We start from the raw sequence: 19,194 nt of genomic DNA on the forward strand, positions 1-19,194 counted from the left end.
AGAAGAGATCAAGACCTACAACCCTGATGCAGGCATATTCTTTTCAGAACATAAGCCAGTTGGTTTTATAAAACAATCAGGAGAAAATCTGCCTCTTGACTGGGCTAAAGATAAAGATATCCTAGCGCTTTGCGCTATTGCTAATCCTGAGTCGTTCAAAAAAACATTAAAATTTTTGGGAGCTGATATTAAAACAGTAAGCTCTTACCGAGATCATTATGAATTTAAGCAAACAGATATTATTTCAGATCTGCAGAATGCCGAAGAATGCAGCGCTGAATGGATAGTTACAACAGAAAAAGACATGATAAGACTTAGGCATCTGCGTCTTCCAGAAAATCTCGTCTCGCTTTCTATTGAACTGAGTGCAGACGAGAAATTTTTTGAAGAAGCTGCAAACTAAACTATTTTTCCTCCAGAATTACCCTTCCTTTTAGGAACGAAACCTCTTTAATCTTCCCGTTGAATATTTTCTGCTCCCCAAACATATTTTTAAGATAGACCTTGCTGTCTTCAGGTCGTGCTGAATCCAGGCTCTCAAGATAAAGCTCTTCCTTTCCGTCTTTGAAAATATATGCATTAGTCTCACACATAATAACCTCCAAGCGATTTTATATTTAAGTATAATGCAATTTGACATGTAATGGCGATACAGAGTATGTTTTTCCTTGTTCAAAACATGCGTTTCATGTAAAAATTTATCCATGGAAAAATTTATCAAGTCTGCTGTTCATTCCACGCCTGATCCTGAAAGGGCACGCAAAAATCTTGAAATTTTCTGCGAGAAAAATCCTGATTATATAGACAAACTTAGAGCGAGCATAGAATCTGTTTCCCTGCTTTTCAGTTATAGTCAGTTTCTCTCTGTTTTCTGCATATTAAACCCCGATATTCTTTTTAGGACATTAGAAAATATTAATGATCAGTTCAGAAAAGACTCTCTCACTGTATTATTGAGAGAAAGATTCATTTCCGAGGCTGATCATATGAAGGCAGTGCGCATGTTCAGAAAAGAAGAGATGCTGAAAATAACTCTTCGCGATATACTTAAAAAAACGGATATTGCAGAAACAATGCTGGAACTCAGCTTGCTTGCTGATGTAATAGTTGATGAATCACTGAAAATTGTTAAAAAAAATCTCACCAGCACATATGGCACACCTGAGCAGGATGCCTTATCAGTCATTTCCCTTGGGAAACTTGGCAGCGAGGAGCTTAATTTCAGCTCTGACATTGACCTTATATTTGTTTATGGAAATGAACAAGGAGAAACATCTGGAATAACAACAATGCAGGGCATTCGCAAAAACCGAATAAACAACCATGAATATTACTGCAGGGCTGTTGAAGTCCTTAGCCGTATGCTTTCTTTGAATACAGAAGACAGTTTTGCTTACAGGGTTGACCTGAGGCTTAGGCCTGAAGGACAGAAAGGAAGCCTTGCACAATCGTTAACAGCATATGAAATCTATTACGAATCGTGGGGACGCGCATGGGAAAGGGCAATGCTGCTCAGGGCAAGGCCCATAGCAGGAGATAAAAATCTTGGAGAAGAATTTATCAAGATGATCGAACCGTTTGTGTACAGAAAATATCTTGACCACAGCTCAATACACGAAATCAGGGAGATTAAAACAAAAATTAATTCAACATTTAAAAAAGATGACATAAAAAGAGGATATGGAGGGATAAGAGAGATAGAATTTTTCATTCACGCTTTGCAGTTAATTTATGGGGGAAGAGAACCCCTTTTAAGGGAGAAAAATACTCTAAAAACCCTCCATAAACTATTACAGAAAAATCTCATCGGCAATAATGATTTTTCTACCTTGTCAGAGAATTATGTATTTTTAAGAACACTAGAGCATAGGCTACAGCAATTAAATGACCTGCAGACATACTCTCTTCCTTCTGACAAGACGGAGATTGCTGTGCTGGGTAAAAAAATGGGATTTTCAGAGAGCAGACCCTTCTTGTCAGAGCTTGAAACAAGGCGGGGGAAAACAAGGGGCATATATGATTCTCTTTTCAAAATAGAAAAGCAGACAGAAGAAGATGAAATAATTGCCTCCGAAAGCAGGATACTCTTTGACGAAGAATTCTCTGAAGCAGAGACGAGAGAATATCTCAGCGCCAAAGGATTGAAGGATATAGAGAAATGCGTTCGCATTATTCAGCAGATTAAAAATACTACATACCACTTCCAAACTTTAAAAGGCAGGAGGATATTAAGCGAGATACTTCCTGCATTTGTCGATGCAGCTATAAAAAGCTCGAATCCTGACATGTCGCTAAATCATCTTCAGCCTTTCTCAGCAATGCTCAGTGAAAGGGAATCATACCTTGATATTTTTATAAAAAACAGGGCATTGATTCCTCTGCTTATAAATATTTTTTCTCAGAGTGAATATCTGTCTAAAACAATAATAAGGCGTCCTGATTATCTTGAGATGATAGGACAGCAGATAATTTTCAAAAAAACTCTGAGAACAATACAGAAAGAACTAAGAGATGAAATACAAGGCGGACTTTCTTTAAGCGAAGCTATAAGACTGATGAAACAGGTTGACGATGCCAGACTTGGCATTCTTTATCTGCAGAAAAAAATTGATGTCATTACTCTTGTTAAACAGTTCAGCAAAACAGCGGAGGCAATACTTTCAAACTGTCTTGAAACTCCGATAAATCTCTGCATTATAGGATTCGGCAAATTAGGCGGGCGAGAGATTACGTTCAATTCAGATATTGATATCATTTTTATCACAAAAGAAAATGTTACTGAAAAAGACATAAAAACTGCTGAAAGGCTTTTAAGACTTCTTATCTCATACACACGGGAAGGAATAGCTTACAAAGTTGATACGAGACTCAGACCTGACGGTACAAGAGGCCCTCTAGTCTCATCTATTCAGTCGCTTACGGATTATTACAGAAACAATGCTGCTTTCTGGGAGCTTCAAGCCCTGCTCAAGGCAAGACCTGTTGGCGGCGATATAGAAACAGCAGGACTTTTCATGAATATGCGGAAAGATATACTTCTAAGATACGGGCCGCTTGTATCTTCTCATGACATAAAGGCAATGCGCGAAAGAATAAGGAAAGAGCTTTCGAAAGAAGGCGCGGCATATGACATTAAACTCGGAGAAGGCGGAATTGAGGAGCTTGAATTCACTGTCCAGTTCCTTCAGCTTAAAAACTGCAGGACATATCCTTCTGTACTTGTGCAGGATACCCTGACTGCTATCAAGAGACTCAGAGATTCGCGCGTGATAAATAAATCTGATAAAATTTTAATGTATGATTCATACATCTTTTATAGAAACATAGAAAGTTATCTTAGATTAAGAGGCCAAGAGGTTCTGGCGAAAGATGACACGGAAATATTGGATTCGCTTGCTGGATTCATAGGGTTAAAGAATAAGGATGACCTGCTTTTAAGATTAAAAGATACAAAGGCATCAATTAAAAATATCTACGAACTCCTTGTGAGTTAATCCTGAAGATTTTATTTTTTCTTAAGTTTTCTGTAAAGCTCCATTACGTCATCTCTTGAAACAAGAGCTTCAACTTTGTGGCCTGCTGCCTCAATGCTCTCTCTTCCGCCTTCCTGTCTGTCAACAAGGCTTATGACTTTAACTATATCTAGTCCAGCTTCTTTTGCCCTATTGATTGCCTCAATAGATGATTTGCCTGTTGTTAGTACGTCCTCAATAATCACAATCCTGTCACCCTTCTTAACATTTCCCTCGATCCACTGCATTGTGCCGTGAGACTTTGCTGTCTTTCTCACAACGAATGCCTCAATAGGTTTGTTTTTCAGATAGGATGTATATGATATTGCATATGCTATTGGATCAGCTCCAAGTGTAAGGCCTCCGACTGCGCTTATATTAAGATCCTTTATCATCCCAAACATCAGATTGCCTATGAGATACATTCCTTCAGGGTGAAGCGTTACTGATTTACAGTTGAAATAATAATTGGACATTCTGCCGGACACGAGTTTAAAAACAGGTTCTTCGCTGTATTTAAAAGATTTCTCAAGTACTAATTCTACAAGTCTGTTTTTCATTCTCTCTCCCGGCGATAAAGTATTAAATCTTTTTTCAGATAAATTTAACATTATTCCGATTTTCATTACAAGTTTTCCTTATGAATATAACTCAGACAGTTGTCAATCTTCATTACCAGAATGTAAACTACCAAACATGAACTTTAAAATCATTTCGCAGGATGAAAATTCACGTCTGGGGATTATCGAGACAGAGCATGGGAACATAAACACTCCTGTATTCATGCCTGTAGGAACTCAGGCAACAGTAAAGGCCATGTCTCCTCTTGAATTAAAAGAGATCGGCTCTGAAATAATTCTCTCCAATACATATCACCTTTATCTGAGGCCCGGCCACGAGACAATAGCAAAGCTGGGCGGACTGCATAAATTCATGGGATGGGATGGACCAATCTTGACTGACAGCGGAGGCTTCCAGGTCTACAGTCTTTCTGCATTACGAGAGATTGATGAAAAGGGCGTTCACTTTAAATCACATCTCGACGGCTCCATGCATTTTATCAGCCCGCAGATCGCAATGGAAATACAGTCTGAGCTTGGCTCTGATATCTGCATGGCATTTGATGAATGCACGCCGTATCCCTCAACTTACGAGTACAGCCAGAAATCCCTTGAACTTACAACAAAATGGGTAAAACAGTGCAAAGAATATCATAAAAATAATCAAGGATTATTCGGAATAATACAAGGCGGGATGTATAAAGATTTGAGGAAAAGAAGCCTTGAAGAGATAGTTGATATAGGATTCGACGGTTATGCAATAGGCGGTGTAAGCGTTGGAGAACCAAAAGAAGAGATGCATGAGATAATAAATTTTATTGCGCCTATAATGCCGCAGGATAAACCAAGATATCTTATGGGAATCGGCGACCTTTATGACATGCTTGTGGCAGTGGAAGCAGGGTTTGATATGTTTGACTGCGTTATGCCTACAAGAAATGCCAGAAACGGTACGCTTTTTACCAGCAATGGCAGAATCAGCATCAAACGCACAGAATTTAAAGAAGACAATTCAACTCTTGATGAAAACTGCGGCTGCTACACATGTAGAAATTTCTCCAAGGCATATTTAAGGCATCTGTTCCTTGCAAAAGAAATATTATCTATGAGACTCAATACAATACATAATCTTTATTTTTACCTCGACTTTTTTAGAAAAATCAGAGAAGCTATTAAGAGAAACAGGTTCGTTGAATTCAAGAATAAATGGCAGTCGTTGGTTAAATAAATAGTACATTCAAATACATGTTGTATCAGTAGCATTAGATAGATATTAAGTCTGATAAATATATTAAAATACAATACAGTAAAGGGAAAAAAATGTGCTATGTAATTTTTGGTGTTACAGTTTTAATATTATCAGCAATTATTATATGGCTTGTGGCAAAAGTCCATTTCCTGAAGCATTCTCAGCAGAACTTTCAGGATATGGAGCAGAAGCTGAAAGAAACCTTTCAGTCTTTATCCCTGGATGTGCTTGCAAAAAACTCAGACCATTTTCTGAACATTGCAGGAGAAAAACTTGAAGGCAAAAAAGAACTTATTGATAAAAGCATCGAGCAGATGAGCAAAACTCTTTCTGATGTTCAGAAAAAAATGTCGGATGTTGAGAAAGGAAGCTCGGAAATATCATCACTCGTTAAAACCCATTCAGACATAACAACAAAACTCAAAGACACAACTGAACATTTGCGGCAGGCGTTTGCAAGCTCGAAAAAAAGAGGCGAATGGGGCGAGAGAATGGCCGAGGACATAATCAGGCTCATTGGAATGGTTGAGGGCCTGAATTATATAAAGCAAAAGACTGTCGAGGAATCAGCAAACAGGCCTGATTACACCTTTTTACTGCCGAACAAATTGAAAATAAATATGGATGTTAAATTCCCTCTTGATAACTACCAGCATTATCTTGATTCACAGACAGAACATGACAGAAAGCGCTTTAAGGAAGAGTTAGTAAAAAACATGAAAATAATGATCAAGCAGGTAACAAATAGGAATTATATTGATACAGCCGACAATACTGTCGATTATGTAATACTCTTCATCCCGAATGAGCAGGTTTTTAGTTTTATTAATGAGGCTGACATAACAATAATGGACGAGGCATTGAAACAGAAAGTAATCCTCTGTTCGCCATTCACGCTATATGCAGTTCTTGCTGTAATAAGACAGGCTGTTGAAAATTTTAATATGGAGAGGACTGCCTCTGAGATAATAAAACTTCTCGGAGAATTTCACAAGCAGTGGGAAAATTACAAAAAGGTCTTTACAACCATGGGAGAACGCCTTGACTCAGCAAAAGAACAATACGATCAACTTATTGGAACAAGGAAAAATATGCTTGAAAAACCTTTAAACAAAATCGATGAACTAAGAAAACGGCAGTCTATTACATTTGACGAAACAATAAATCTTGAATAGACGCTTTTTTATAAAGCTTAATTAAAGAAATTATAATGCTGGTTCAGGGCATAAGCCCTGAACCAGCAAATTGTTAGTGAACCAGCCCTGAGGAAAGAATATTCTCAACTTCTTTTTTAATAACTGACGATGGGATGCCTCCATATATCCTTGGCACACCGTTTATAACTACAACAGGTGTTGTTATTGCTCCATGCCTAAGTAGTTCCCTGACATCTCCGAAATCATCATCCTCATCAGTGAACAAATCCACATATTCAACAGACACCATGAAAGGATATGTCTTGCCCATTTCATTCTGAAGCTTCTCAGCCAGAAGCTTGTTAGTCATAGAGGCATCAAACCTGTCTGCAGACAGCATAACATCTTCCATCGGATTATCTAATATTTGTATATAAACTCGTTGCAGCATCTTGGTCACCTCCATATTTTATTTTACATCTACTAACATATTGTCTATCAATCTTGTTTCCCCTATTTTCAGTGCAACAGCAAGAAGTGCTTGCTTTTCAACTCTTTCAAGTTCATCCAGCGTCTGTGGATCATACACTGATGCATATTGAATCTCAGCAACAAATGATTCATTAGACAATCTATCCTTCATCATTTTTTTAATCTTCTTCTTATCAATTATACCAGACCTTATCATATCAGCAGTTTTTGAAAGGCATTCATAGATTACCGCTGCTGCATTGCGTTCTTCTTTATTGAGATATCTGTTTCTCGAACTCATAGCCAACCCATCTTCTTCCCTGAATATCGGACTAACAACAACTTCAACAGCCATATCAAGGTCTTTAACCATTTTTTTTATAACCACACACTGTTGAAAATCTTTCTGCCCGAAATATGCCCTTGTAGGCTTAACAACATTAAAGAGTTTTGCAACAACTGTGCATACGCCCTTGAAATGACCCGGTCTGTAAGCTCCACAGAGTTTTTCAGAGAGTCCATTCATATCAATAAAGGTTGAAAAATTTTCAGGATAAACCAAAGAATCATCAGGCATATAAAGAACATCTATCCCCTCTGCTTTTAGTTTTGCAATGTCTCCATCAGCATCGCGTGGATATTTCGAAAAATCCTCTTTTGGTCCAAACTGTTTTGGGTTTACGAATATACTGACAACTGTAATATCGTTCTCTGCCTTAGACATCCTCACCAGGCTCATATGTCCTTCATGCAATGCGCCCATTGTCGGCACAAAGCCTATTGTTCTTCCGTGCAGAAGATGCACCTTTGTTGTATCCTGCATGACCCTTGGTATGCGAATCAGCTCCATTATCTCCTCATGCTTCCACAGTTTTAAAAAATTATCTAATAATCATACGCTAACAGACAGATGGTCCTTTGTCAAACTTACAGCTGATTACAAACTTTTGAAGTAAACGTTTCTATCTTAATTAAAAAAATAGGCAGCAATTAATCCTCAATCTCTTTTAACAAAGCATCGAGGAGTTCTTCTTCTTTTACCTGTTTTATAATCTTTCCTTTTTTAAACAAGATGCCTCTGCCTTTCCCTCCTGCAATTCCAAAATCAGCTCCGCGCGCTTCTCCCGGACCGTTAACAACACATCCCATTACTGCAACTGTTATTGGTTTCTTAATATTTTTTAGTCTTGCTTCAATTTTTACTGCAAGTTTTTTAATATCAATATTGCATCTGCCGCAAGTAGGGCATGAGATTATCTCCACACCTTTTTCTCTTATATGAAGCGCCTTAAGTATTTCATACGCAACTCTCACTTCTTCTATCGGCTCTGCTGTAAGTGAAACTCTTATTGTATCTCCTATGCCTTCTGAAAGAAGTAGCCCTATTCCAACAGAACTTTTTATAATGCCCGTTGCTGGGGGACCAGCCTCTGATATTCCGACATGAAGCGGATATCTGTATTTTTTTGAGAACAATCTGTATGCTTCGATTGTTGTAGGCACATTAGATGCCTTAAGTGAAACCTTTATAGAATTGAATCCAAGACTTTCGAGTATATCTATGTGTCCTGCCGCACTCTCAACAAGCGCCTCAGGAGATGGATGACCGTATTTTGCAAACAGTTGTTTTTCCAGTGATCCTGCATTAACGCCTACTCTTATTGAGATGAAACTGTCAGAAGCTGCTTTTACAACTTCTGCAACTTTCCATTTTGCCCCAATATTGCCAGGATTAATCCTTAAACCGTCAACTCCCTGCTTTACCGCCTCAAGTGCAAGCCTCCAGTCAAAATGTATATCAGCAATCATAGGAATGCTTATGCCTTTTTTAATCTTCCCAAGAGCCTTTGCTGCTTCCATATCAGGAACTGCAAGTCTTATTATCTCGCAGCCTGCTTTTTCAAGTCCTTTGATCTGCTTTATTGTTAAGGCATAATTTCTCGTGTCAGTCTTTGTCATTGACTGGACACTTACAGGATTTACTCCTCCGATTGCTACCTTTCCAACATTAATAACTTTTGTTTTTTTACGAACTGCCATTTGCTTTAGCCTTTTTGTCTTCCCTTGATTTGTTTTTCTTTTCCCTGTATGACTCTACTGCTTTTGCATGTTGTTTTGAGCTGGTGGAAAAAATATGAGTGCCGTCATTATTCGAGACAAAATAAATATACGGAACATCAGCCGGATATAACGCTGCCTCTATAGACTTTATCCCTGGCGAGGCAATCGGTCCGGGAGGAAGCCCCTTGATAACATACGTGTTATATTTTGTATTGCTTTTAAGATCTTTTAAAGTTACCTTTGCTCTTGGATTCTTAACCCCGTAAATGGCTGTGGGATCCGCCTGAAGCTTCATATTCTTTTTGAGCCTGTTATGATAAACAGCAGAGATAATCGGACGCTCCTTGTCTACAACAGCTTCTTTTTCTATTATAGAGGCCATAGTTAGGATTTCATTCTCTGACATTCCGAGCTCTTCTGCTCTTTTCCTGAATTTCTCGGAAAATTTCTCGCGCATACTGTCTATCATAAAACTCAAAACTTCTTCGGGCTCGGTGCCTTTAGGTATATTGTATGTGTCAGGAAAAAGATAACCTTCGACTGAAGGCGCTTCTATGTTGTATGAATCAAGAAATACAGTGTCTTTAGCCATAGCCTTAAAAGTTTCCTTGTCGACTATCTCCATCTCATCAAGTTTTTCAGCTATTTCCGATAAAGATTCTCCTTCTATAATCGTCACTGTGTTTTGAATAATCTCTCCGCGTTCAAGCATTCTGAGAATATCAAAAGGACTCATTGTGCCGGCAATCGAATAGTAGCCCACCCTTATCTTTTTATGTAATCCCGTAATTCTCCCGATCAACAAAAATAGATTTTTATCTCTTACAAGATTTTCTTTAGCGAGAACATCCACTACCTGCCTGAATGTAGCGCCTTTTGGTATGCGGATCTCTCTTGCATCAGGCCCTAATGGAAGTGGAATCATAAAAGCGATATAAGCATAGAGGATGTTTACTAATAGAACACAGATCAATATTACTTTTATGTCTCTTTTTATATTTAATTTTATTTTTTTCATTATTAATAGGATGCCAGAATATAGATTTACAGTCAATCAATGTAAAGGGGCGTCTTATGACGCCCCTTTTGTTTAACTGCATTACAGCTAACCTTTATATCCGGTTTAGTACATTCCTTCCATGCCCATTCCGCCGGGACCGCCAGGCATCTTTGGCTTTTCTTCCTCTGGAATGTCTGTGACCATAACAGCTGTTGTGAGCATCAATGCTGCAACTGATGCAGCATTCTGAAGAGCATATCTTGTAACCTTTGTAGGATCAATGATACCTGCTTTCATCATGTCTACATACTCTTCTTTGTCAGCATCAAAGCCGTAGTTCACATCTTTTGAGTTCTTGATTTTTTCAACAACAACTGAACCTTCAAGACCAGCATTGAATACTATCTGTCTTACCGGCTCTTCAAGCGCTTTCTTTATAATCTCAACCCCAACCTGCTGGTCAGCATCAAGTTTAAGTTTGTCAAGTGCAGAAATTGTTCTGAGGAGAGCAACACCGCCTCCTGGGACTATTCCCTCTTCAACTGCCGCTCTTGTTGCATGCAAAGCGTCCTCAACTCTTGCCTTTTTCTCTTTCATCTCTGTCTCTGTTGCTGCGCCGACATTAATAACTGCAACTCCGCCCACAATCTTTGCAAGACGCTCCTGCAATTTCTCTTTGTCGTAGTCAGATGTTGTTTCCTCTATCTGCGCCTTTATCTGTTTGATTCTTCCCTTTATCTTGGTCTGATCGCCTGCACCTTCAACAATTGTTGTGTTTTCTTTATCAATTGTTACCTTCTTTGCTTTTCCGAGATCAGATATTTTGATGCTTTCAAGTTTAATCCCAAGGTCTTCGGCAATCATTGTTCCGCCAGTAAGTATAGCTATATCCTCAAGCATTGCCTTTCTTCTTTCGCCAAAGCCAGGAGCCTTGACAGCGCATACATGTATTGTTCCGCGAAGTTTGTTAACAACAAGTGTAGCAAGCGCTTCTCCTTCAATTTCCTCAGCAATTATAAGAAGAGGTTTCCCCATCTTTGCCGTCTGCTCAAGGATTGGAAGAAGATCTTTCATGTTCGATATTTTCTTTTCATTAATAAGAATGAATACATCATCAAGCACGCATTCCATACGCTCAGGGTCTGTAATGAAATATGGTGAGATGTATCCTCTGTCGAACTGCATACCCTCAACAACATCGAGGGTTGTTGCCATACTCTTTGCCTCTTCAACAGTGATTACACCATCCTTGCCGACCTTATCCATTGCCTCAGCGATAAGCTGTCCGATTGACACATCATTGTTAGCAGATATTGTTCCTACCTGTGCAATCTCTTTTTTGTCCTGAACAGGCTTGCTAAGTTTCTTTATCTCTGCAACAACCGTTTCAACTGCCTTTTCAATACCCCTCTTAATATCCATAGGGTTTGTTCCTGCAACAACATTCTTTATGCCCTCTCTGAAAATGGCATGCGCGAGAACCGTAGCAGTTGTTGTACCGTCGCCTGCAACATCAGAGGTCTTTGATGAAACTTCTCTTACAAGCTGTGCTCCCATATTCTGCCATGGATCTTTAAGCTCTATATCTTTTGCAACTGATACACCGTCTTTTGTGATTGTAGGTGCCCCATATTTTTTATCAAGAATTGCATTTCTGCCCTTTGGCCCTAATGTAGCCTTTACTGCATCTGTAAGGATGCTTACGCCTTTTAAAAGAGCGCTTCTTGCTGCCTCGTCAAAAACAAGCTGTTTAGCCATGATTTTCCTCCTAATAATCTTTTATTTTCTTAATTCTTAACTATGCAACAATACCGAGGATATCCTCTTCTCTGATGATAAGATATTCCTCATTGTCCATCTTTATCTTCGAACCAGAGTATTTGTCGAAGAGTATTGTGTCCCCAACCTTAACTTCCATTGTCTGGCGCTTTCCATCGTCAGTAACTCTGCCTGCGCCTATTGCCACAACTGTACCTCTCTGTGGTTTTTCCTTTGCTGCGTCAGGGATGTAAAGACCGCCAGCAGTCTTTTCCTCTTCTGAAGAATACTTTACTAATACTCTGTCCTTAAGTGGTTTAAACTTCATAGCTTTTTCTCCTTTCTTTAAAATTATTGTTTTACAGTTTCCCATTTTTGGTTGTTAGCAGTCTAACCAAGTGAGTGCTAATATACTAGGTAAACAAGTAGCAAAGCAAGGTCATCTAGGTAGTAAATAAATAATTAAATCTCTTTAAAACTCTGATTTTCAGCTTTTTTCTTGTATTTTTTAAAGATTTAGGGTTTTCTTCTTTTCCCTTATAAAATTGTTTATTGCCTCATTGAAAAAATCACCCTTTTCCCTTACTTCTTTTGCAACACGGTCGTTGTACAGTTTTAGCCCTTCTCTAATCTCCGGAGCAAAGTCAGCGCTAAAACTATCATTCTTCATTGAGCTTTCCATCTTTGTTGGACTGTATAAATAAATGTCAGCAACAATAGTCCTTGCAAGTCTGCGGGCCTTTTCCACTGCAGGGTTTTTTTCTTCAATAATTTCTTTTTTTGCCGGCTGTATTTTTATCTCTTCTCTAGCGGTAATTTCCTCAGTAACAGGCGGCAGCGTTATTTCAGGTCGTGTAAAAGTTTCTGCTGTTTTTGAAATCGAAGGTTCAGGTGAAAATGACGGCTTCTGTATTTTAGGCATTGAGAAAGGCTCTTCATTGCCATTAGAAACTGTAGAAGCAGGCGCATGTCTTTCAACCTTCGGTGTTTCCAGCCTGTCAAATACAGGTCTGTTTGATATCTCTTGCTGCAACGTTTCCTTTGTCTCTTCTTTTTTCTGTTCTATGCCCGGCCTTTCATTTCCTAATACTGAATTAATTTTTTCAATAAGCAGACTATTTATATTGTGCTCTTCAATATAATCATCAGCTCCATATAAAGAATTAGGCTCTCTTCTATAACGATTCTTATCATATATTGAACTTATTAGGATAACTTTTATATCACGAGTTTCTGCCTTATCCTTGAATTGTTTGCACAAATCAAAACCGAATATCTCTGGAAGAGCAACATCGAGTATTGCAACAGCAGGAATTGCTTCTGCTATCTTCTGAGCAGCTTCAACTCCATCCTGCGCTGTTAAAACCGAGAAATCATTCCTAGCAAGGAGGCTGCTTATCTTTGCAACAACTGCAGGATTGCTATGAGCAACAATGATTTTTGCGCCGGTAGTCGTTCTAGTGTGTACTGCCTGAGGTTGAATCTCCTGAGGCTGCGGTGCAGGTTTTTTTACAAGAAGGATTGCGCTGCATTTCGGACATTTGAATTTTGTGCCTTCAGGAGCGATCTTCTCATCAGAAACCTTTAGCTTTGTATAACACTTTGGACACCCAACTATCACTCTAAACTCCTCCTATTAAACAACCATAGCTTTATAGTCAACAGCCCAAAAAGAAATCCTCCTATATGGGCGAACCATGCAACTCCAGCATGAGCTGCAAGTCCCTGGCTTAAAGCACCGCTTATGAATTGTATGATAGCCCAAAAACTAATAACTATCAAGGCAGGGATCCTGACTATATCAATGAAGAATCCGAAAAAAATTAATGTATGGACTCTTGCATGCGGGAAAAGAACTATATATGCACCCAGAACTCCTGCAATAGCTCCGCTTGCCCCTATCATGGGAATATTTGAACTTGGGTTAGTTATAGCATGCGAATATGCAGCAACTATGCCGCCAAGCAGATAAAATGCAATGAATCTGAAATGCCCCAGTTTGTCTTCAATATTATTTCCGAATATCCAGAGATAAAGCATGTTGCCTGCAATATGAAGAATTCCTCCGTGCATAAACATTGAAGAAAAAACAGTCAGAGCAGGACTGACAGGCTGATTGCCTTGCATAGAGAGTATAGATGAAGGAAGAGCGCCGTAACTGGCAACTATTGTTTTCTCTCCAATAGGTGAAGTAAGTTCCCAGATAAAAACAATTATGTTTAGTGCTATTATTCCGATTGTAATAAAAGGGAATGTCTTTATGGGATTATCATCTTTAAATGGGATCAATCTCTTTGTCCTCCATTGACAATAATAATATTACTCAATTAATTTTTTGTGGTCAAATCAATCAACAATTTCCACAGTGTTTCAACAAAGGTTGAGAACTAGTTTATGTGATATAATAAGCAATAAAAATCTTGATTCCAGCATAAAAAGAAAATGAAAAAAGGTTACTTCGGAAAATACGGCGGAAGATTTGTACCTGAGACATTAATGCCTGCACTTGCAGAGTTGGAAACCGCATATCTGAAATCAAAAAAAGATAAATTTTTTCAGGAAGAACTCAAACATCTTCAGAAAACTTACATCGGAAGACCAACGCCTCTTTATTTTGCAAAAAGACTTACTGAATATCTTGACGGCGCAAAAATATATCTAAAAAGAGAAGACCTTGCACACACAGGTTCTCATAAAATTAATAATGCGCTGGGGCAGTGTCTGCTTGCAAAAAAGCTTGGGAAAAAAAGAGTTATTGCCGAGACTGGAGCTGGACAGCATGGAGTAGCAACAGCAACAGGCGCTGCACTTACCGGTCTTGAATGTGAAGTATATATGGGATCTATTGATGCCGAGAGACAGGCGCTCAATGTTTTCAGGATGAAATTGCTGGGTGCAAAAGTAACAGAAGTAAATATCGGCTCTAAGACATTGAAAGACGCAATAAGCGAATCCTTGAGAGACTGGACAACAAATGTAAGGACAACTCACTATGTTCTTGGCACTGTGTTCGGGCCTCATCCTTTCCCATCGATGGTCAGAGATTTTCAGTCGGTTATCGGGAAAGAAACCAGAAAACAGATACTCGAAGCTGAAGGCAGACTGCCTGATTACCTTATAGCGTGCGTTGGAGGCGGAAGCAATGCAATGGGATTGTTCCATGAATTTCTCGATGACAATATAGAAATGATAGGGGTTGAAGCTGGAGGAAAAGGAATAAACAGTGGAAAACATGCTGCTAGATTCGAAGGAGGATCTCTTGGTATTTTTCAGGGATGCAAGACATATCTTCTCCAAAATGAGGACGGTAATGTGTTAGAAACACACTCCATATCAGCAGGACTGGATTACGCGGCAGTCGGTCCTGAACATTCATTTCTTAAGGAAATAACAAAAGCCAAATATACATACGCAACTGACGAAAAGGCGCTTGCTGCATTTGAACTCTTGTCAAAAACTGACGGCATAATCCCTGCGCTTGAATCTGCACATGCAATTGCAGAGGCTGTAAATCTTGCCCCTTCACTGGCAAAAAACAAAATCATAATAGTCAATCTATCCGGAAGGGGAGACAAGGATGTGCAGCAGGTTGCAAAGATGAAAGGTGCAAATCTGTGAACAAAATAGAGAAAACATTCAAAAAATTAAAAGCACTGAATAAAAAAGCTCTTATACCATATATAATGGCAGGCGACCCAACCATTGGAAAGACAAAAGAACTGGTTCTTATTCTCGAATCATGCGGCGCAGATATTATCGAACTTGGAGTTCCATTCTCTGATCCGCTTGCAGACGGACCCACAATACAGCGTGCAGCAGAACGCTCATTAAACAAAGGCACAACACTCAGAAAAATCATAGGGCTTGTAAAAGACCTGCGTACAAAAACTAAAATCCCTCTTATTTTAATGACATATTACAATCCTATTTTTAAATATGGCGAAGAAGCATTCATAAAAGACGCTGAAGATGCAGGAGTCGACGGACTGATAATCCCTGATCTTCCTCCTGATGAAGCAGATGAGCTTATAAAGCTTACAAAAAAATCATCTGTTGCAATTATATTCCTTCTTGCGCCAACATCGACCACTGACAGAATAAAAAAGGTTGCAAGTAAATCAAGAGGTTTTATATATTATGTTTCGATGACAGGCATTACTGGCGCTGAACTCTCAATCGACAGCTCTCTAGGAAAATCAATAGACTCAATACGCAGACTAACTGATAAACCCATAGCAGTTGGTTTTGGAATATCAACCCCAGAAGATGCTTCATCAATAGCTGGATTCTCGGATGGTGTGATTGTAGGAAGCGCAATTGTGAAAAAGATACAGGAAAATTCTGATGAATCACTCAGGGAATTTGTAATAAGCTTAAAAAAAGCAGTAGGATAGGCTCCTATGTTAGAAAAAAAACTTGAACAGTTAAAAACTCTTATCGATCTCGCAGCTCTCATTAACTCCACTCTTGATACAAGAGAAATCAGAAAACAGGCGATAGAAGCATCAACCAGACTGCTCAATGCAGAGACAGGAAGTCTTTTGCTGATAGATCCTGAAACAGGAGAGCTTTTTTTCGAGGTTGCGCTTGGTGAAAAAGGAAACAAGCTAAAAGAGGTAAGGTTAAAAAAAGGCGAGGGAATCGGAGGATGGGTTGCCGAAAAAGGGAAACCAGTTATCATACATGATGTCCAGTCAGATACAAGATTTTTCGGGGGTGCTGATAAAAAAAGCGATTTTGTAACGAGAGATATGCTCTGCGTGCCTGTAAAAACAAAAAATAAAATTCTTGGAGTACTGCAGACAATAAATAAAAAATCAGGCAAGTTTTCAGATGATGATCTGGAGATACTCACTGCCCTGTCAAATCAAGTTGCAGTTGCAATAGAAAACGCAAATCTTTATCAGGAACTAAAAGATACCTTTTACGGCACTGCTCAGGCGCTTGCTGAGACAATAGAAAAACGTGACCCCTATACAGGCGGCCACACAAAAAGAGTTATGAATTTCAGCCTTGCAATCGGACGGATGATGGGGCTTGGCAAAGAAGAAATAGAGAATCTTAAGCTTGCAGCAATCCTTCATGATATAGGGAAAATCGGGGTAAAAGACACAATACTTCTTAAAGAGGGCAAGCTTGATCCAGAAGAATTAAAAATAATGAATATGCATCCTAAGTTTGGTTCAGATATACTAAACCATGTTAAAAAACTCAAAGATGTTATTCCGGGCATGAGAGGTCACCATGAAAAATATGACGGGACCGGCTATCCTGACGGACTCAAGTCTGATGAAATACCATTGATTGCAAGGATAATCGCAGTTGCAGACACATTTGACGCAATGACAACAGACAGGCCATACAGAAAGGCATTAACTAGTGAGACTGCATTTGATGAACTGAAGAAATGTTCAGGCAGACAGGTAGATGCGAATATTGTAGAGGCATTCTTAAGGGCATGGAAAGAGATGGAGATACTTGTATGAAATTGAAAGTACTGGGTTCTTCCGGTGCAGAATTCCCCGGATTCAATCCTCCGGGATTTCTCATTGATGGGAAACTGTTGTTTGACGCAGGCACTATAGGAGCAGGGCTCTCTGAAAACCAGCAGTGGAATATACGCTATGCTGTCTTAACACATGCGCACCTTGACCATATAAGGGGAATCCCTTTTCTTGCCGACAACATAATCATAAAAAACAAAAAGCACTTTGTAACAGTTATCGGGATTGAGAATACACTTAAAACACTCAAGGAAAATCTTTTGAACAATAAAATATGGCCTGATTTTACGGCTATACCTTCACGCAAAAATCCGGTTTTGAAACTTCTGAGAATCAAACTGAATAAAACGACAAAAGTTGACAGCTACAAATTGACTGCATATAAAGTTAATCACTCAATCCCTGCTGTAGGATACGTGCTTGAAGATAAAAACAAAAAGAGATTGCTCTACACAGGCGATACAGGCCCGACAAATGAATTATGGGAACATGAATGCAAAACAAAAATAAATGCAGCTATAATCGAGGTCTCATTCCCAAATAAAATGACTGAGTTTGCTGTGCGTATAGGGCATTTAACCCCTGCGGTATTGGTAAAAGAGATAGAAAAAATGAAAATAATTCCTGACAGGATTTTAATAACTCATCCTAAGCCTCAGCATATTAAAACAATAACAAAGGAAATAAAACTGCTCAAGATGTCTAATATCAGAATTCTAAAAGACGGAGAGGAAATAAATATCTAATGTGGTTTAAGAGAACAAAAGAACTAAAAACACTAAAGAAAGTAAAAATACCGGAAGGTCTGTGGGTAAAATGTGACAACTGCAAAGAGATTATCTACAAGAAAGAAATCGACAAGAATCTTATGGTATGTCCTAAATGCAATTATCATTTCAGGATAAGCGCAAAAGAAAGGCTCGATCTTATCACTGATGAAGGAACCTTTGCTGAATTTGATACTGATATGAAATCAGGTGATCCTATTAATTTTAAGGACACCGTGACATATCCTGAAAGAATCAAGGAGAGCCAGAAAAAAAGCGGACTTGCTGATGCTGTGTTATGCGGCAATGCTTTAATAAACGGCAATCCTGTGGTGCTTGCTGTCATGGACTTTTCATTCATGGGCGGAAGCATGGGCTCTGTTGTGGGTGAAAAAATATCAAGAGCTGCAGAAACAGCGCTCGAAAAAAAGATCCCTTTTATAAGCGTTGCCTCCTCAGGAGGCGCAAGAATGCAGGAAGGAATATTCTCGCTTATGCAGATGGCAAAGGTATCTGCAGCAGTTGGAAGACTTAAAGACAACGGAGTTCCATTTATCTCAGTTCTTGCAGACCCGACATTCGGCGGTGTTGCTGCCAGCTTTGCAATGCTTGGAGACATAATAATTGCTGAGCCAAAGAGTCTTATTGGTTTTGCAGGGCCTCGTGTTATTGAGCAGACAATCAAGCAGCAGCTTCCTGATAATTTTCAGAGAGCGGAATTTTTGCTCGAGCATGGGATGATAGATGCAGTTGTGAGCAGAGAAGATTTAAAAAATACACTCACAAAGATAATAGAGTTCTTTTCAGTAAGCAAAGTATAGCAGGCACAAAAGCTCTTTCATTCAATTATGACAGCAACGGCCAGAGGGTGAAAAAGACAACCTCAGCAGGGACTGTCATATTTCATTACGACTTGCAGGGAAAGATAATGGCAGAATCGCAGCCTACACCTACGACCCATTTGGAAGAAGGATAAAGAAAGATATAAACGGACAAGCCACTTATTATCTCTATGCTGATGAAGGATTAATCGGAGAATATGACTCAACAGGAAACATCAAAAAAGCATATGGCTGGATGCCAAACAGCATCTGGGGAACAAACCCAGTCTTTATGCTTGAAAATGGAAATTATTATTTCTATCACAATGACCATCTTGGCACACCGCAGAAGATG

Annotated in this window: 19 protein-coding genes; 9 read left to right on the top strand and 10 right to left on the bottom strand. The window is 39.0% G+C overall.

Annotation, left to right across the window (positions count from 1 at the left end; all coding sequences use genetic code 11):
• On the top strand, positions 1 to 403 hold a 403-nt coding region (locus LLF28_06995; GenBank protein ID MCE5195178.1), incomplete at its 5' end, for a tetraacyldisaccharide 4'-kinase.
• Between the two features lies 1 nt (position 404).
• On the opposite strand, the gene LLF28_07000 is transcribed toward LLF28_06995, so the two are convergent.
• Positions 405 to 593, bottom strand: coding sequence for a CooT family nickel-binding protein (locus tag LLF28_07000; protein MCE5195179.1), 189 nt, complete (start codon positions 591 to 593; stop codon positions 405 to 407).
• A 111-nt stretch (positions 594 to 704) separates the two neighbouring features.
• Between LLF28_07000 and glnE the strand changes: the two genes are divergently transcribed.
• Positions 705 to 3,494 carry a bifunctional [glutamate--ammonia ligase]-adenylyl-L-tyrosine phosphorylase/[glutamate--ammonia-ligase] adenylyltransferase gene (gene glnE, locus LLF28_07005; protein ID MCE5195180.1) on the top strand — a complete coding sequence of 930 codons (2,790 nt, stop codon included), beginning with the start codon at positions 705 to 707 and terminating at the stop codon, positions 3,492 to 3,494.
• A gap of 11 nt (positions 3,495 to 3,505) precedes the next feature.
• Here the strand turns inward: glnE and pyrE are convergent, their stop codons facing one another.
• On the bottom strand, positions 3,506 to 4,072 hold the full coding sequence (gene pyrE, locus LLF28_07010) for an orotate phosphoribosyltransferase (GenBank protein MCE5195181.1): 567 nt from the start codon (positions 4,070 to 4,072) through the stop codon (positions 3,506 to 3,508).
• Positions 4,073 to 4,208: 136 nt separating this feature from the next.
• Here pyrE and tgt point away from each other — a divergent pair, with 136 nt between their 5' ends.
• Together tgt and LLF28_07020 are read left to right on the top strand one after the other, a co-directional pair.
• On the top strand, positions 4,209 to 5,300 hold the full coding sequence (tgt, locus tag LLF28_07015) for a tRNA guanosine(34) transglycosylase Tgt (protein ID MCE5195182.1): 1,092 nt from the start codon (positions 4,209 to 4,211) through the stop codon (positions 5,298 to 5,300).
• 92 nt (positions 5,301 to 5,392) lie between these two features.
• The gene (locus LLF28_07020; GenBank protein MCE5195183.1) at positions 5,393 to 6,496 is read left to right on the top strand and encodes a DNA recombination protein RmuC; all 1,104 of its coding nucleotides are present in this window, start codon (positions 5,393 to 5,395) and stop codon (positions 6,494 to 6,496) included.
• Positions 6,497 to 6,569: 73 nt separating this feature from the next.
• Here LLF28_07020 and LLF28_07025 read toward each other — a convergent pair whose 3' ends face one another.
• The 8 genes from LLF28_07025 to LLF28_07060 form a co-directional block, all read right to left on the bottom strand.
• Positions 6,570 to 6,908 (bottom strand): thioredoxin family protein, encoded by a 339-nt coding sequence (locus tag LLF28_07025; GenBank protein ID MCE5195184.1) that lies wholly within the window; start codon positions 6,906 to 6,908, stop codon positions 6,570 to 6,572.
• A gap of 18 nt (positions 6,909 to 6,926) precedes the next feature.
• Positions 6,927 to 7,778 carry a pantoate--beta-alanine ligase gene (gene panC / locus LLF28_07030; GenBank protein MCE5195185.1) on the bottom strand — a complete coding sequence of 284 codons (852 nt, stop codon included), beginning with the start codon at positions 7,776 to 7,778 and terminating at the stop codon, positions 6,927 to 6,929.
• Positions 7,779 to 7,918: 140 nt separating this feature from the next.
• A complete protein-coding gene (gene ispG, locus LLF28_07035) occupies positions 7,919 to 8,968 on the bottom strand; it encodes a flavodoxin-dependent (E)-4-hydroxy-3-methylbut-2-enyl-diphosphate synthase (GenBank protein MCE5195186.1) in 1,050 nt (349 codons plus the stop codon).
• Positions 8,955 to 10,007: an endolytic transglycosylase MltG gene (gene mltG, locus LLF28_07040; GenBank protein MCE5195187.1), complete on the bottom strand. Its 1,053-nt coding sequence runs from the start codon at positions 10,005 to 10,007 to the stop codon at positions 8,955 to 8,957. Before mltG ends, ispG begins: the two co-directional genes overlap by 14 nt.
• A 105-nt stretch (positions 10,008 to 10,112) precedes the next feature.
• Complete coding sequence (groL, locus tag LLF28_07045; GenBank protein ID MCE5195188.1) at positions 10,113 to 11,750, bottom strand: chaperonin GroEL; 1,638 nt, start codon at positions 11,748 to 11,750, stop codon at positions 10,113 to 10,115.
• Positions 11,751 to 11,787: 37 nt separating this feature from the next.
• The gene (gene groES / locus LLF28_07050) at positions 11,788 to 12,075 is read right to left on the bottom strand and encodes a co-chaperone GroES (protein ID MCE5195189.1); all 288 of its coding nucleotides are present in this window, start codon (positions 12,073 to 12,075) and stop codon (positions 11,788 to 11,790) included.
• Positions 12,076 to 12,255: 180 nt separating this feature from the next.
• Positions 12,256 to 13,368, bottom strand: a complete 1,113-nt coding sequence (locus LLF28_07055; protein ID MCE5195190.1) for a zinc-ribbon domain-containing protein — start codon at positions 13,366 to 13,368, stop codon at positions 12,256 to 12,258.
• Positions 13,365 to 14,036: a rhomboid family intramembrane serine protease gene (locus LLF28_07060; protein ID MCE5195191.1), complete on the bottom strand. Its 672-nt coding sequence runs from the start codon at positions 14,034 to 14,036 to the stop codon at positions 13,365 to 13,367. The genes LLF28_07055 and LLF28_07060 overlap by 4 nt, the downstream gene beginning before the upstream one ends.
• A gap of 153 nt (positions 14,037 to 14,189) precedes the next feature.
• On the opposite strand from LLF28_07060, the gene trpB reads away from it, so the two are divergent.
• Genes trpB through accD form a run of 5 tightly spaced genes read left to right on the top strand, consistent with a single transcriptional unit; the run spans position 14,190 to position 18,839 of the window.
• Positions 14,190 to 15,365: a tryptophan synthase subunit beta gene (trpB, locus tag LLF28_07065; GenBank protein MCE5195192.1), complete on the top strand. Its 1,176-nt coding sequence runs from the start codon at positions 14,190 to 14,192 to the stop codon at positions 15,363 to 15,365.
• Entirely contained in the window at positions 15,362 to 16,141 is a 780-nt protein-coding gene (gene trpA / locus LLF28_07070) for a tryptophan synthase subunit alpha (GenBank protein MCE5195193.1), read from the top strand. The genes trpB and trpA overlap by 4 nt, the downstream gene beginning before the upstream one ends.
• Before the next feature lie 6 nt (positions 16,142 to 16,147).
• Complete coding sequence (locus LLF28_07075) at positions 16,148 to 17,233, top strand: GAF domain-containing protein (GenBank protein ID MCE5195194.1); 1,086 nt, start codon at positions 16,148 to 16,150, stop codon at positions 17,231 to 17,233.
• Positions 17,230 to 17,997, top strand: a complete 768-nt coding sequence (locus LLF28_07080; protein ID MCE5195195.1) for a 3',5'-cyclic-nucleotide phosphodiesterase — start codon at positions 17,230 to 17,232, stop codon at positions 17,995 to 17,997. The genes LLF28_07075 and LLF28_07080 overlap by 4 nt, the downstream gene beginning before the upstream one ends.
• Complete coding sequence (accD, locus tag LLF28_07085; protein ID MCE5195196.1) at positions 17,997 to 18,839, top strand: acetyl-CoA carboxylase, carboxyltransferase subunit beta; 843 nt, start codon at positions 17,997 to 17,999, stop codon at positions 18,837 to 18,839. Before LLF28_07080 ends, accD begins: the two co-directional genes overlap by 1 nt.
• Positions 18,840 to 19,194 lie beyond the last annotated feature (355 nt).

This window comes from Nitrospiraceae bacterium, from assembly GCA_021373015.1.
GTDB lineage: Bacteria > Nitrospirota > Thermodesulfovibrionia > Thermodesulfovibrionales > UBA1546 > JAJFTJ01.